Origin of the sequence: Chitinophaga nivalis (genome assembly GCF_025989125.1) — a bacterium.
Lineage (GTDB): Bacteria > Bacteroidota > Bacteroidia > Chitinophagales > Chitinophagaceae > Chitinophaga > Chitinophaga nivalis.
The window spans coordinates 596,396-611,029 of sequence record NZ_JAPDNR010000001.1; the positions used below are offsets into that span (position 1 = coordinate 596,396).

At 45.7% G+C, this 14,634-nt stretch carries 13 protein-coding genes; 8 read left to right on the top strand and 5 right to left on the bottom strand.

All coding sequences use genetic code 11. From position 1 onward, the window contains the following. Positions 1–15: 15 nt before the first annotated feature. Positions 16–777, bottom strand: a complete 762-nt coding sequence (gene lptB, locus OL444_RS02505) for an LPS export ABC transporter ATP-binding protein (protein WP_264734820.1) — start codon at positions 775–777, stop codon at positions 16–18. 173 nt (positions 778–950) lie between these two features. Here lptB and metF point away from each other — a divergent pair, with 173 nt between their 5' ends. Then, the gene (gene metF, locus OL444_RS02510) at positions 951–1,904 is read left to right on the top strand and encodes a methylenetetrahydrofolate reductase [NAD(P)H] (RefSeq protein WP_264734819.1); all 954 of its coding nucleotides are present in this window, start codon (positions 951–953) and stop codon (positions 1,902–1,904) included. 353 nt (positions 1,905–2,257) lie between these two features. On the opposite strand, the gene OL444_RS02515 is transcribed toward metF, so the two are convergent. From OL444_RS02515 to OL444_RS02530, 4 genes are all read right to left on the bottom strand, one after another. Next, complete coding sequence (locus OL444_RS02515; RefSeq protein WP_264734818.1) at positions 2,258–2,950, bottom strand: outer membrane beta-barrel protein; 693 nt, start codon at positions 2,948–2,950, stop codon at positions 2,258–2,260. A 231-nt stretch (positions 2,951–3,181) separates the two neighbouring features. After that, the gene (locus tag OL444_RS02520) at positions 3,182–3,802 is read right to left on the bottom strand and encodes a porin family protein (RefSeq protein WP_264734817.1); all 621 of its coding nucleotides are present in this window, start codon (positions 3,800–3,802) and stop codon (positions 3,182–3,184) included. A gap of 153 nt (positions 3,803–3,955) precedes the next feature. Beyond that, the gene (locus OL444_RS02525; protein WP_264734816.1) at positions 3,956–4,672 is read right to left on the bottom strand and encodes a porin family protein; all 717 of its coding nucleotides are present in this window, start codon (positions 4,670–4,672) and stop codon (positions 3,956–3,958) included. Between the two features lie 127 nt (positions 4,673–4,799). After that, positions 4,800–6,206, bottom strand: a complete 1,407-nt coding sequence (locus OL444_RS02530; protein WP_264734815.1) for a TlpA family protein disulfide reductase — start codon at positions 6,204–6,206, stop codon at positions 4,800–4,802. Positions 6,207–6,325: 119 nt separating this feature from the next. Here OL444_RS02530 and rlmD point away from each other — a divergent pair, with 119 nt between their 5' ends. The 7 genes from rlmD to OL444_RS02565 all read left to right on the top strand — a co-directional run bounded on the left by rlmD (position 6,326) and on the right by OL444_RS02565 (position 14,612). Beyond that, positions 6,326–7,741 carry a 23S rRNA (uracil(1939)-C(5))-methyltransferase RlmD gene (gene rlmD / locus OL444_RS02535; protein WP_264734814.1) on the top strand — a complete coding sequence of 472 codons (1,416 nt, stop codon included), beginning with the start codon at positions 6,326–6,328 and terminating at the stop codon, positions 7,739–7,741. A 7-nt stretch (positions 7,742–7,748) separates the two neighbouring features. Beyond that, complete coding sequence (locus tag OL444_RS02540) at positions 7,749–8,585, top strand: rhomboid family intramembrane serine protease (protein WP_264734813.1); 837 nt, start codon at positions 7,749–7,751, stop codon at positions 8,583–8,585. A gap of 45 nt (positions 8,586–8,630) precedes the next feature. Further along, positions 8,631–9,557: a rhomboid family intramembrane serine protease gene (locus tag OL444_RS02545; RefSeq protein WP_264734812.1), complete on the top strand. Its 927-nt coding sequence runs from the start codon at positions 8,631–8,633 to the stop codon at positions 9,555–9,557. A gap of 118 nt (positions 9,558–9,675) precedes the next feature. After that, entirely contained in the window at positions 9,676–10,773 is a 1,098-nt protein-coding gene (locus OL444_RS02550; protein WP_264734811.1) for an endonuclease/exonuclease/phosphatase family protein, read from the top strand. Between the two features lie 29 nt (positions 10,774–10,802). Further along, the gene (locus tag OL444_RS02555) at positions 10,803–11,948 is read left to right on the top strand and encodes an endonuclease/exonuclease/phosphatase family protein (protein WP_264734810.1); all 1,146 of its coding nucleotides are present in this window, start codon (positions 10,803–10,805) and stop codon (positions 11,946–11,948) included. A 155-nt stretch (positions 11,949–12,103) separates the two neighbouring features. Beyond that, entirely contained in the window at positions 12,104–13,600 is a 1,497-nt protein-coding gene (cysS, locus tag OL444_RS02560; protein ID WP_264734809.1) for a cysteine--tRNA ligase, read from the top strand. Between the two features lie 19 nt (positions 13,601–13,619). Further along, entirely contained in the window at positions 13,620–14,612 is a 993-nt protein-coding gene (locus tag OL444_RS02565) for a M28 family peptidase (RefSeq protein WP_264734808.1), read from the top strand. Positions 14,613–14,634 lie beyond the last annotated feature (22 nt).

The following is a 14,634-nucleotide window of genomic DNA, read 5'->3' on the forward strand; positions in this document are numbered from 1 at the left end:
TACTGTAGAATGTTTTTATTGTTTAGCTGCTTCGTCCAGGTAATCTTTCCGGCGCAAAATGAAATTCTGGCCAAGATACACTTTTCTTACCTGTTCGTCCTCTGCCAGTTCTTCTGCTGATCCGGACTTGAGAATCTTCCCTTCAAACAATAAATAGGCGCGGTCAGTAATAGAAAGGGTTTCCTGTACGTTATGGTCCGTAATCAGGATACCGATGTTCTTATATTTCAGTTTGGCAACAATTGACTGAATGTCTTCCACAGCAATAGGGTCGATACCCGCAAAAGGTTCATCCAACAGGATAAACTTGGGATCTACTGCCAGGGCACGGGCAATTTCTGTACGGCGGCGTTCTCCCCCGCTCAATACATCACCAGGGCTTTTCCGGACGTGTTGCAGCCGGAATTCAGACAACAGCTGCTCCAGTTTTTCTTTTTGTTCGGCTCTTTTAAGATTGGTCATTTCCAGTACTGCAGAGATATTGTCCTCCACACTCAGCTTCCGGAATACGGACGCCTCCTGAGGCAGGTAACCAATACCCATTTTGGCTCTTTTATACATCGGCAGCTTGGTAATATTAAGGTCGTTCAGATAAACATTGCCCTCATCCGGCTTAATAAGGCCTACTACCATATAAAAGGAGGTGGTTTTACCAGCCCCGTTCGGGCCCAGCAACCCTACTATCTCACCTTGAGACACCTCAACAGATACATGGTTTACCACCGTTCTGTTGCCGTAACGCTTTACCAGCTGGTCTGTATGTATTCTTAATGCCATATGCTCAAACTTAGCAAAAATAAACAATTCATCCACTTGGCCTAGTTATACTTCTCTTAAGATTAAAAATGATATGATATTGATAAGGGGATATCTTATTTTTGTCCGCATAATTTTTAGCAGGAATACCGGTTTTACCAACCAGCCGATTATTCCATAAAGCTTTTACATATATGAAAGTAACAGAACATATAGCTCAGGCAAAGGATACCCTGATCTCATTTGAAATCCTTCCCCCCCTCAAAGGAAAAAGCATAGAGTCTATTTATGAGCACCTGGACCCCCTGATGGAGTTCAAGCCAGCTTATATTAATGTTACCTATCACCGCAGTGAGCATATGTTCAAGAAAAAGGCGGATGGCGCCTTTGAAAAAGTGGAGATCCGCAAGCGGCCGGGTACAGTAGGCATCTGTGCGGCTATCATGAACCATTATAATATAGATGCGGTTCCTCACCTGATTTGTGGCGGGTTCAGCCGGGAGGAAACAGAAAACGCACTGATAGACCTCAACTTCCTCGGTGTGGATAACGTATTGGTTTTAAGGGGAGATGCGCCTAAAAACGAAACCTTCTTTGAACCGGAACCCAATGGCAACAGCTATGCGATAGACCTGCTGGATCAGGTGGCACACATGAATAACGGTATTTACCTGGAAGATGACCTGCAAAGCGGGGTAAAAACCAATTTCTGTATCGGAGTGGCCGGTTATCCGGAAAAACATTTCGAAGCGCCTAACATGCAAACAGATATGAGTCACCTGAAACGTAAGGTGGAAAATGGCGCCGACTATATCGTAACACAAATGTTCTTCGATAACCAGAAGTTCTTCGATTTTGTGGGTAAATGCCGGGAAATGGGTATTACCGTTCCCATCATTCCGGGATTAAAACCGCTTACCTCTAAAAAACAAATGACAACACTGCCCCGGATTTTCCATGTGGATATCCCAACTGATTTGTCTACTGAAATTTTAAAGTGTAAAACTGACAAAGATGTGGAACAGGTGGGTACAGAATGGTTGATTGCTCAATCCAAGGAATTGAAAGCTTTTGGTGTACCTGTGTTACATTATTATACACTGGGCAAGCCGAAAGTTGTACGTAAAGCGGTGGAAACCATTATGTAAGAGTAGAAAAAGATATTTCGCTTGAGGAAAGGGAAGGACGAAAGTCCTCCCTTTTTTGCTTTCTTTCATATAAAAAAAATGCCATCACGTAGATACGTAGTGGCATATCCCTATAACTGTCACACTTTTAATTTTAACTGTCCAATGATCGTTTCAACCTGCTATGGTTGTTACTTTCGATAATATGACGCACAGGATATACTTGTCCCCTATACCGATTAAAAAAAAAATATAAAATCTTATTTGCCCGGTTCCCTTTACCTGGTTTCGGCTACCGGCGGGCAAAAAAAATGCTTCCCGGAGCGGGAAGCATCACGATAGTATGTACCGGAGAAACCGGTAAAGTATTTTAATTACCAATCTTCGCGATCCAGCAACACTCCTATGTTTACACCCAGGTAATGCTGGCGGATACGGCTATTGGCAGCTTTGTCGATGTCCATCAGACCAAGGCTGTAATTGACACCAAGCGTCACAAAACAGTTCAGTTCCACTCCGGCTAAAAAATTAATACCGGCATCCCAGCGCTGTAAACTCAGCTGGGTCGTCTTCACATTGGGGAACTGACGGAAATCAACCTCCTGGGTACTTTTTTGCCATTCTTCACCGGCATCGTATACCGACAAATCATAACTTCCCCGTAAACAGTAGGATACATAAGGACCAGCACCGGCTACTATTTTTCCGAAAGAAACCGGTACTTTATATACCAGGTTCACCGGCAGTTCCAGGTATCGCAACTTGATGGCAGATACACCCGGTAGTTTAACATCTGAGAATTGCGGCGTATTATCCAGTTTAGCTCCTTTCACGATGTAACTGAGGCCTGGCTGCAGATACAGGTTTTTAACCAGCGGGACATTCAAATAAAAACCAGCCTGCCACTTATCCAGTGGGCTGGTTTGCAACGTCCGTGAATTACTACCGGACGTTTTTGCATCCATACGGGCATTCACATAACCTCCACGCAAGCCTAAGCTCACCTGGGCGTTCGAGGTAGCGGCAACAAGTAATGCTGCTGCTACAGCAATTGTGACAAATTTCATTTGTTCGGCACTGTTGGGATTAGAAAAATTACTGTCTTAATGTACAAAGGGATAAATATACACGACCACTATATCTCAAGCTACTATACTATTATATCTCAAGCTACTTTGCATTCTTCGGTTACTGGGGGCTAAATTAGAAAAAGATTACAAGATTCTCATAAAAAAGAAAAGGCTGTCAGTTTATAACTGACAGCCTTCCCAAGAAGTTCAATGTTAATGAAATTACATTTAGCGTCCACCGAATTTATATCCAACAGAAACGCCAAAGGAAGTATTTTTAAAGCTACGGCTGTTATCTGTCTTATCTGCGACATTCACCAAACCCAGGTCTGCATTCAATCCGAAGTACAATCCTGCCGGTATTTCATAACCGATATTGATACCTGCACCTGCATCAAAACGTTTCATTTTGTAGAGCAACGCTTCATCATCGAAAGCGTTTAAATCTCCCAACAGGGTATTTTTAACCTTACCGGATATACCATACGCGAAGTAAGGACCTACCGCCAATACCAGTTTACCGCTTCCTACTTCTGGTTTAAACATGAAGTTCACCGGTAACTGCAGGTACGACAACGTAGTTTTGATATCGGAGTTTTTCATTTTACCTCCTTTACCGGAATACAGTAAACCTGTGCCGATAAAGAAATCTTCCGCCAGCGGAATATCCACTGTAACACCCGCTCTTACACTGGTTAACAGGGAACTGGTTTCTTTTCCGCTGTTGGCTATAATATTTTTTGAGGTGATACTGGAGAATTGAGGTCCTGCAACGATTCCCCATTTCGCCTGACCAAAAGAGAGACTTGCAACCAGCAAAGCCGCCACAGACAATAATACCTTCTTCATTTTGTGGTGTATTTAATTGATAGGAAACAGGCGCCAACAGGCAATGGCGCCAATTCCGTTCTATTGAGTTGATTTATTATTATGCCTGTTTTTTCACTTACTTATGATACTGATAATACAATCCAGCGTTGTGATTTGTTTTGGAGACAATTATTATTTACCACCAAACAGGTAACCAACAGACACGCTGAATACGCGGTTTTTATTGTTGTTATCTGTGTAGTTGTTGGAGCCGGAACGCACTTTGGTAAAGCCTATTCCATACTGTGCTGCAATCAGGAAGTTGTGAATTTCGGCACCTACCTGTACGTTACCACCCCAGTCAAAACGTTTGAATTTGTCCCAACCCTGGTTACGGTCACCATTGGCAAACGGGGTGTCATCATCCCATTTCAGGCTGGTAGAAGTAGTAACAGAGGTACCAGCTACGGTCATTACTTCTGTTTTGTCTTTACCTGCTACACCAAAAGCGAAATAGGGTCCTACACCGGCAAACAAACGGGCATTGGGTCCGATTGGAATTTTACCGATAAAGTTCAACGGCACTTCAATGTAAGATGGATTGATGGTGTGTTTCACAAAAGGATTGGCAACAGAGACATTATCTTTATTACCTGTTTCTGCTTTTGTTCCCTTGGTGGTGTAAAATACCCCTGGCTGAAAAGACAGAATCTTTGGAACTAAGGGAAGGTCTACGATGGCACCTACGTGGAAACCGGAATGTGAACTCTTATTCTTTGTACTACCTGAATTATCTATACTAATGTTGGACAAGTTGTAACCAGCTTTAACACCAACACGTACCTGCGACATGGCAGCAAATGAAATGGAAAGTGCAGCAAATGATAATAGAATGCTCTTCTTAGTCATAACCTTTAATTTTTTATGGTCCGGTTCCATAAAGCCAAAGACTATGCCAAAGGAATGTTAAATTGCTACAACTCTTTGAAAATCAATGTTCATTGAGGACAATATTCTACAGTTTTCGCATCTTTTTCTACAATTTCCCGGTAGTTTTATCTGCAGCCACCCGATCCAGGAAGGTGATCAATTGCTCAACACCGAGCCTTTTTGCCACAATTTTCTTTTTTTCATCCAGCAAATACACCACAGGGGTACTGTATACATCGTATAACCGGCGGTAGTTACTGGTAGCTTGCGGGTCGGAAGCATGTATCCATCCGGAAAGATGATGGTCTTTGATAAACTGCAGCCATTCCTGTTGTGTGCCCTCTGTTTTTACACCTATCATTGCCACGCCTTTCTTCTTCCAACTGGCGTTGAAAGCAGAATCCAGGCGGGGAATTTCGGTTTTGCAATGGCCGCAGGTTGGATCCCAGAATACCAGCACCGTATATTTCGCCGGGGTTTTGTAGAGCGATACCGGACGGGAAGCAGTATCTTTCAGCTCCAGGGGAGCAGCCTGCTGCCCGATCAGGTTGGGTGCCAACGCATATGCCCGGTTAACGATTTTATTCAGTTGCTCACTATTCAGCCAGTATGCCTCTCCAGGTACGTAATATTTCTCTACCAGGTGCACAAACACGGCATCCATACCCATATACGGAGAGCTTTCATAGTTATAGGTCAGCCACCACAATACGAACTTAAACATCTCCTTGCTCTTGCGGGTTTTGGCGATCAATGCATCACTATCTGCAATAATGGAATCCGGATAAGCCGGCACCAGCTGATCAAAATACTTTTTCAGCTTGGCTTCCAGGATAGGCGTTCTCACCAGGCGATCGCTGGTCAGATCTACTTCATCCCAATAATGAGCTTTAAAGTAACGGTAAGCAAAGGTAGAATCCTCACCAGCCGGCTGGTGTGGCACTTCGGGCTCTTTCATCGCCCGGAAAATAGTGGTGAGAATGTTATTGGGATGCGCCGCAATGAAATTGGTCCGGAAATCCCGGATCTTTTTCCCCAACTCCTGTTGCAGCGGCGCCACTTTCGCAGAGTCGGCAGCGGTAGCAGCGTTTTTCAGCTGATCCTGAATACGCCGGCCCAGCGATTCCTGCTGAAAGAGAAACTGGTTATAAGATAGAAACAGTTCATTATCTGTAGCATTCTTATAAACAGTTTTATTAACAAAATCTGTCGTATCGATGGTTATATTAAATACCTGTTGTTTATCCACCAGGGTTTCTATGTACTTCTGCTTATCGGGCATTACCACCAGGTAAATGCCTGGTAACAAGGGCTCTTTCCCTTTCAGCACCGCCACCCCGGTCGGGCTGATCGCCGCGGAATCCGTGAGATAGGTCGTTCTGCCCATATAATTGGCCAGGAAAAGTTTTCCGCCGGTGAAGTGCTTTAGCTGAACGGTAATCTGGTAACCCTGCGCCAGCAGGCAGATCGGCATAGAAAGGGCTGCAATGAGTAGTACAAATAATTTACGCATAGGATTTGGAAGCTATATGTAAAAGTACGCGGAAAAAAGTAAAAACAGAAAGCAGAATGCTGAGTGGTAATTCCATGAATTCGTATTCCGATTCAGCATTTCCAATTACCTTTGCAGCCGTGAGGAAAAAAAATGTTGTTTTAGAAAAAGTGCCTGTTACTGCCTATGCGGCGGAAGGCAAAGCCCTGGCCCGGCAAGACGGCAAAGTTATTTTTATTGAAGGCGGTGTAGTACCCGGCGATGTGGTAGACGTACGCCTCCATAAAAACAAAAAAGACTGGGCAGAAGGAAAAGTCGTAAACTTCCACGTCTACTCTGATAAAAGGGTGGCCCCTTTTTGCCACCACTTTGGCACCTGCGGCGGCTGTAAATGGCAGATGATGCCCTATAGCCTGCAGCTGGAATACAAACAACAACAGGTAGCAGATCACCTGCAACGTATCGGGAAACTGGTATTACCTGCCATGGATAACATCCTGGGATCCGCACATACGGAACATTACCGCAATAAACTGGAGTTTACTTTCAGCAATAAAGCTTACCTGACCAACGAAGAAATCAGGGAAAACAATGGAGAGATACCGGTAAAACCCGCACTGGGCTTTCACGTACCCAAACTGTTTGATAAAGTACTGGATATTAATACCTGTTACCTCATGCAGGAACCGGTAAACCTGATCCGCAATACGATCCGGGATTATGCCATTGCTCATGACCTGACTTTCTACGATATCCGTCAACAGGAAGGCTGGCTGCGCAACCTGGTGGTACGCCTTTGCACAACCGGGGAAATTATGGTCAACCTGGTTATACACCACGAAGACAAAGCCAACAGAATTGCCCTGCTGGACCATCTGTTGCAAACAGTACCCGCTATTACTACCATCGTGTATACGATCAACCCCAAAAAGAACGATTCCATTTTCGATCTGGAACCAGTAACCTATTTTGGAAAAGGGTATGCAGAAGAGAAACTGGAAGATTTTGTATTTAAAATAGGCCCGAAATCCTTTTTCCAGACCAACACTTATCAGGGAGAAGTGTTATACAAGGTAACCCGGGATTTTGCGGGGCTCACCGGTTCGGAAATTGTATATGATTTATATTGTGGTACCGGCAGTATCGGCATTTTTGTATCCCGCAATGCACGCAAAGTAGTGGGTATAGAGCTGATTAAAGAGGCCATTGACGATGCAAAGGAAAACGCAGCCCGTAACAATGTTACCAATGCCGAATTTTTTGCAGGGGATGTAGTCGATATTTGTGATGATGCCTTTTTCGCGCATCACGGACAACCGGATGTGATCATTACTGATCCACCACGGGCTGGCATGCACGAAAAACTGGTGAACAAACTGCTGGAAATTGCCGCCCCAAAAATTGTATATGTAAGCTGTAACCCGGCAACACAGGCCAGAGACCTGGCATTGCTGGATGCACTTTATACCGTGGAAAAAGTACAACCGGTGGACATGTTTCCGCACACACATCATATAGAAAATGTGGTGCTGCTGAAAAAACGAGCTAATAATTAAGCAAACAATGAGCAACTACAGGCCCGGAGGATTCCATTTTTCATTACCCCTGGTGATCAAGAATCTTATGATCATTAACGGATTGGTGTGGCTGATACAAATGACGCTGCTACACCGGTACGGCTATGATATGAATGATCATTTTGCCCTCCATTATTGGGGTTCCAGTGCTTTCAGGCCTTATCAGTTTATTACGCATTTCTTCATGCACTCTACCAGTAATCCCTGGCACCTGATCATGAACATGCTGATTCTTTGGATATCCGGCGCAACACTGGAAAATCATTGGGGACCCAAACGGTTCCTGGTCTTTTACCTTATCTGCGGACTGGGTGCAGCCTTGTGTTACATGGGGGTGCTTACCTACGAAAATATCACGCTAACGAAATATGCCAATGCGTTTCTGCATGATCCTACCTACAGTAACTTTGTTGCATTGGACAACAAGTTTTCCCTGTCGGACGGCTCTACAAGCCTCAGTGGACTAAAGGACGTATTATCGCATGATCCTAATAATGATGCGGCGATCGGCATTGCCAAAGTATATGTGCAACAGTATGTGCATCAATACAGCAACACCGTAGTGGTGGGCGCATCAGGAGCTATTTACGGCATCCTGTTTGCCTTTGGGTACCTGTTTCCGAATAATATTGTTTTCTATTCCTTTTTCTTTCCTGTTAAGGCCAAATTCTTCGCGGGCTTCATGATTATCTCTGAAATATGGGCGGGTATTCAAAACGCGCCGGATGATAATGTAGCTCACTTCGCCCATCTGGGCGGCGTACTGTTTGCCTACCTGCTGATCAAAGCATGGAACAGGACACATCGAAAGGATTTTTCTTAACACGACTGTTATAAGCCGTAATTTTGTATTGAAAATATTTGTACCATGCATGCGTTGGAAAAAGAGAAACTACCTCGCCTCTCTTTAGGAGAAGGAAGAAATATGGTGACACAATTACTGGTGGTGAACCTGACGGTTTTTATTTTCCTGTTTTTCACCCTTGTTATTTACAAGATGGAACAAGTAGGAGAACCGCGTTTTTACCAGGATATTATGACCTGGCTCCGGCTCCCCGGCAGTTTATCATTGTTCCTGTCGCGCCCCTGGACTCTTGTCACCTCCCTGTTTACCCACATGGGCGTATGGCTGGTATTTTCCAATATGGTCTGGCTGTGGTGCTTTGGTACATTCATGCAGCACCTGGCTGGTTATCAGCGTATTTTACCTTTGTATCTTTTTGGTGGCATCTGCGGTAACCTCTTTTATCTGGCTGCCATGCAGCTGATTCCCGGCTTTCATGCCCAGGCTGCCAATGCCCATACCATGGGCGCTGCCGGTAGTATTATGGCATTAGCCATTGGCGTTACCACGGTAGCACCCCGTTTCCGCATTTTCCCCCTGATGGCTGGAGGTATTGCCCTTTGGGTAATTACCCTGGTATTTACCGGGTTGGCAATAGGTACCTTACTGTCTTCTTCTAATGGCATTACCCAGCTGCCGATACTGGCAGGTGGCGCATTAGCCGGATGGATATATATGCAGCAATGGAAAAAAGGCAACGACTGGGGCGCCGGATTCAACAGAATCGTCTTTAAATTAACCCACGTATTTCACCCGGCTGCGCAGCGGGTCGATCCGGAGGATATTAAAAAAAACCTTCAGTCTGACTCTCCCCTCCCGCCTTATAAACGAATCGGCAAAGTGCCGGAGCAACGGCTGAATGAAATACTTGATAAAATAAGTGAAAACGGGATTACCTCGCTGACAGACGATGAAAGGGATACCCTGTTGCGGGCAAGTAAACCTGAATAACAACCGATACAGTATATTATGCCGAATGGCAGGTATGGTCGTGCATTAAAAAAAATCACACCAAACCTGCCATTCGCTATTTGTAATTCGTATTTTGCCGGCTTCAAAATCACACCCCATGTCCACGCCCCTTCGTCGATTGTTGGTATGGAGTAACGGCCTGTTGGTTATATCATTGTTACTCAGTGCTTATCTGCCCTATTTCAATCCTGGTAAATACTGGATTACCGGCTTCGCCGGGATGATTTTCCCGGTTTTGTTTCCCGTTTGTTGCCTGTTTATTCCTGTATTATTATTGCTCCGGCAAAAAAGATATGCCCTGATTACAGCAGCTGGCGTACTGCTATGCCTACACGTAGCGCTGCATACCTGGGGTATTCACCTTTCGCCGAAGGATGATATTATCAAACCAGCCAACAGTGACCAGTTTACGCTGCTAACCTACAACACCAGCAGTATGGGACTGGTACAGTACCAAACAGATACGGCCAGGCGTAACGCTGTGTATAACCTGGTAAAATCTGCCGCTGCAGATATTGTATGTATGCAGGAATTCTACACCAACGATAAACCAGACCTGACGCATAACCTGGACAGTATCCGCCTGGCAGGCCCCTACCCTTACCATTATTTCACGTGCGACCGGATTCACTGGGAAAGCTGGTATTATGGTATCATCCTGTTTTCCCGTTTTCCTATTCTATCCGCCAAAGCGATCCCCTGTAGCAAAAAAAAGCACGCCGGCAGCGGCGACAGTTTCCTGCAGGCAGATGTATTGGTGAATACGGATACCGTCCGCATTTTCAGCGTGCAACTGACTTCGTATATGTTCAAGGGTGAGGACTACAGCAATATGCAGAGCGGTGGCAGCAGAAGCCTGCTTTCCAAAATGCGGCATACCTTCCACGAAAGGTCGGCACAGGCCAGGCACCTGGCATCTCTGGTAGCAGCCAGTCCATATCCGGTGATTGTTTGCGGCGATTTTAATGACACACCGGTATCCTATACCTACCGGACAATCCGGCCCGGGTTACAGGACGCATTTCTGGAAACCGGCCGGGGCTGGGGCCGTACCCTTTCTTTCCTGTCGCCTTCCTTACGGATTGATTACCTCTTACCCCAGGATCGGTTTAACATCCACGGCAGCAAGGTTTTTCACATTCCGTTTTCAGAGCATTTCCCCTTTATGGCCCGTCTGTCATTGAAAAAACATTAACTTTATTCATTCAACAAAGTGCGAACCCGGTGCGATTTTTAAGACTATTTACGAAGGGATTTTTTGTGACCATCAACTTCGCCGTGGTGTTACTTTTCCTGGCAGCCTGCCTGGCGCCTTATATTTCGCCGGCATGGTTCTGGCCAATCAGTTTTATCACGCTGGCTTTCCCGTTTTTACTGGGATTACTGGTGATATTTCTGATTGGCTGGCTGTTCTTTAATTACCGGTATGCTTTTCTGTCGCTGATTGCCATATTCCTGGGCTGGAAATCGATCAGCGCATTTGTGGCGCTGAATATCACTGGTGGCAACAAAGTACCGCCGGCAGCACAACCCGGACTAACGGTGATGAGCTATAATGTAAGCCAGTTTGGGCTTTACCGGGAACGAGACAGTAAATACAACCGGCTGGCCATGTTTGCTTTGATCAAAAAACAGGAGTTGGATATTGCCTGCTTCCAGGATTTTTATACTTCTGAGAAAAAAAATGATTTCAATAACCGGGAAGATATTTCCCGGGAGATGAAACTGCCTTATCGCTTTTTTTCCAGCGATTTTAACCGGAACGGGATGCAGCATTGGGGTTCTATCATCTACTCCCGTTATCCGATCATTGCTGCAGATAAAGTAAAAATGAGCGTAGGTCCCCGGAGTGAAAGCCTGATTTATGCCGATATTGTAAAAGGAACGGATACCATCCGTATTGTAAATATGCACCTGGAGTCTTACCGCTTCAACGCCAAAGACTACAATGCCATACAAAAAATCAAAAACCAGGAAGATACCGGGCTGGTAGCCACCAAAAGTATTGTGCAGAAAATGCGGGAAGCGTATATCCGCCGCAGCCAACAAGCCGATATTGTAGGTGGATTTATCAAACAAAGCCCTTATCCGGTGATCGTTTGCGGAGATTTTAACGACACCCCCGCTTCCTATACCTACTTTACCATCAAAGGCGATCTGCAGGATGCCTTTTTGCAAAAAGGATTGGGGATTGGCCGTACCTTTAACGGCCTGGCGCCTACACTGCGGATTGACTATGTTTTTGCCAGTGCTGACTTTAAAATCAACAGTTTCCGGAAAATTATCTCCGACCTGTCAGATCATTATCCTGTAATTGCCAACCTTAGCCTGATAGGCAGCGGACAGGCAACAGTAGAAGTAAATAAATAACTGTAATCATTATGAAAATGTATAATTTATTGAGGACTGACCGATGTTGTTGCGGCACATTTGACTTCCCACTAAAACAATTTTTATCTTTGCCATCCACCAATAAAAATAAGATGTCTGAACGCCCGGCCGGATGACATCTGTAAAAACAGCATATGTCAGAACTCAGGATATACAATTCATTACACCGTCAGAAAGAAGTATTTACCCCGCTGCATCCCGGCCACGTAGGCATGTATGTATGCGGACCCACAGTATCAGGGGAATCCCACCTCGGCCACGCCCGCCCCTATATCACCTTTGATGTGGTATTCCGTTACTTAAAATACCTTGGCTATAAAGTACGTTACGTACGCAACATCACCGACGCCGGCCACTTTGAAGAAGAAGGACGTGCGGCGGAAGATAAAATCTCCAAATTCGCCATCCTCGAAAAGCTGGAACCCATGGAGCTGGTGCAGAAATACACCAACCTCTATCACTGGGCCATGTTACAATTCGGATGTCTCGAACCAAGCATAGAACCTACCGCCACTGGCCATATCATTGAGCAGATTGAGATGATCAAAAAGATCATAGAGAAAGGTTATGCCTACGAAGTAGACGGCAGTGTATATTTTGATGTAAAAAAATATGCCGCCAACTACGAATATGGCATCCTGAGTGGCCGTGTACTGGAAGATATGCTGGAAACCACCCGTGAACTGGAAGGCCAGGACGACAAACATAACAAAGCCGATTTTGCCCTGTGGAAAAAGGCACCACCAGAGCATATCATGCGCTGGCCAAGCCCCTGGGGCGAAGGTTTCCCCGGATGGCACATTGAATGTTCTGCCATGAGCGCCAAATACCTGGGTACCCAGTTCGATATCCATGGCGGCGGAATGGACCTGCAGTTTCCACACCATGAGTGCGAAATCGCCCAAAGTGAAATTGCCCACGGCGATATGATGGCCCGTTACTGGATGCATAATAACATGATTACCATCAATGGTCGTAAAATGGGTAAAGCCTATGGCAATACCATTAAGCTGACGGAAATGTTTACCGGTGAGAATAACCAGCTGGACAAACCGTATAGCCCGATGACCATCCGTTTCTTTGTATTGCAAACGCATTACCGGGGTACACTGGACTTCTCCAATGAGGCGCTTCAGGCGGCGGAAAAAGGCCTGCAACGGCTGTGGGCAGCCTTCGATACCCTGCAGAAACTGACCTATAGCACCAATGGTCAGCCAGTGAATGAAGAGTTGGATAAGCAGGTACGCAACTGGTGCCTGGAATGCCCGGAATACATGAACGACGACATCAATACCGCCAAGGTATTGGCAAACCTGTTTGAACTGACACCGGTTATCAACTCCCTGAAAAGCGGGCAGATAAAAATGCACGAAATCAGTGAAGATACTTTCCAGTTATTACAACAAACCTGGAAAACCTATCTGATTGATATCCTGGGCTTACAACAGGAAGCCATTGCAGGAGAAGACAACAAACTGGATGGCGTGCTGCAAATGTTGATTGAGATGCGTAAGGAAGCCAAAAGCCGTAAAGACTACGCCGCTTCCGATAAAATCAGGAACGAGCTGCTGGCAGTAGGTATTCAGTTGAAGGATGAAAAAGACGGCACCGTCTCCTACAGTGTTTTATAAGCAAAATATCAGGAAAATAATGCGTAAAGAGCTGATTGTTGCAACAGCGCTGGCCCTCGTGGCCGGCGCCTGTCAACAGAATACAACACCGGCAGACAATATTGCCGACAGCACCGGCGACAGCAAAGTAGTGAAACTGGATATTCCGGTACCTGGCTTTCATGCTGATTCCGCCTACGCCTATACGGAAAAACAGGTGGCTTTCGGTCCCCGGATTCCTAATACACCCGCACAGGCGAAATGTGCCGACTGGCTGATCGGCAATCTGCGGAAATGGGCCGATACGGTTTATGTGCAACGCACCACGGTTACCGGCCCTAAAAATGAGCAACTCCCCTGTATTAACATCATTGCCAGCTTCAACCCTGCAGCCAAACAGCGGATACTGCTGCTGGCACACTGGGATACCCGTCCCTGGGCGGATGAAGATGCCTTCGATAAAACGAAAAAGCCGGATGGCGCCGACGATGGTGCCAGCGGAGCAGGCGTATTACTGGAAGCAGCCCGGCAGTTTCATTTAAAGAAACCGGATGCCGGTGTGGATATCCTGCTGGTGGATGTAGAAGATTATGGCGTATCGGAGAAAGAAAATAGTTTTTGCCTGGGTACCCAGTATTGGGCTAAAAACCCGCATGTGAAGGGGTATAAAGCCAACTACGGTATCCTCCTGGATATGGTAGGTGGCCGGGGCTCGCAGTTCTATATGGAAGGCGCTTCCCAGCAATATGCACCGGCACAGATGAAGATGTTCTGGGACGTAGCCAACAAACTCGGTTATTCTGATTTTTTCCGCTACGAAGACAGGGGCTCCTTTATCACGGATGATCATATCTATGTAAACACGCTCGCGAATATTCCCACTTTCGATATCATTGCCTGGCAGGCCAGCGGCAACTTCCCGTCTCACTGGCATACCCAGAATGATAACATGCAGGTGATTGATCAGAAAACACTGAAAGCAGTAGGTCAAACCATACTGCAGGTGATATATGCCCAACCATTCAGTTATTGATGGGAACCGGTAACCGGCGTGC

What these genes read in the sequence shown, in the direction of transcription:
- metF (WP_264734819.1), top strand. Translation starts at nt 951, where the DNA reads ATGAAAGTAACAGAACATATAGCTCAGGCAAAGGATACCCTGATCTCA.
- OL444_RS02540 (WP_264734813.1), top strand. Translation starts at nt 7,749, where the DNA reads ATGAGCAACTACAGGCCCGGAGGATTCCATTTTTCATTACCCCTGGTG.
- OL444_RS02545 (WP_264734812.1), top strand. Translation starts at nt 8,631, where the DNA reads ATGCATGCGTTGGAAAAAGAGAAACTACCTCGCCTCTCTTTAGGAGAA.
- cysS (WP_264734809.1), top strand. Translation starts at nt 12,104, where the DNA reads ATGTCAGAACTCAGGATATACAATTCATTACACCGTCAGAAAGAAGTA.
- OL444_RS02550 (WP_264734811.1), top strand. Translation starts at nt 9,676, where the DNA reads ATGTCCACGCCCCTTCGTCGATTGTTGGTATGGAGTAACGGCCTGTTG.
- OL444_RS02520 (WP_264734817.1), bottom strand. Translation starts at nt 3,802, where the DNA reads ATGAAGAAGGTATTATTGTCTGTGGCGGCTTTGCTGGTTGCAAGTCTC.
- OL444_RS02515 (WP_264734818.1), bottom strand. Translation starts at nt 2,950, where the DNA reads ATGAAATTTGTCACAATTGCTGTAGCAGCAGCATTACTTGTTGCCGCT.
- lptB (WP_264734820.1), bottom strand. Translation starts at nt 777, where the DNA reads ATGGCATTAAGAATACATACAGACCAGCTGGTAAAGCGTTACGGCAAC.
- OL444_RS02530 (WP_264734815.1), bottom strand. Translation starts at nt 6,206, where the DNA reads ATGCGTAAATTATTTGTACTACTCATTGCAGCCCTTTCTATGCCGATC.
- OL444_RS02565 (WP_264734808.1), top strand. Translation starts at nt 13,620, where the DNA reads ATGCGTAAAGAGCTGATTGTTGCAACAGCGCTGGCCCTCGTGGCCGGC.
- OL444_RS02525 (WP_264734816.1), bottom strand. Translation starts at nt 4,672, where the DNA reads ATGACTAAGAAGAGCATTCTATTATCATTTGCTGCACTTTCCATTTCA.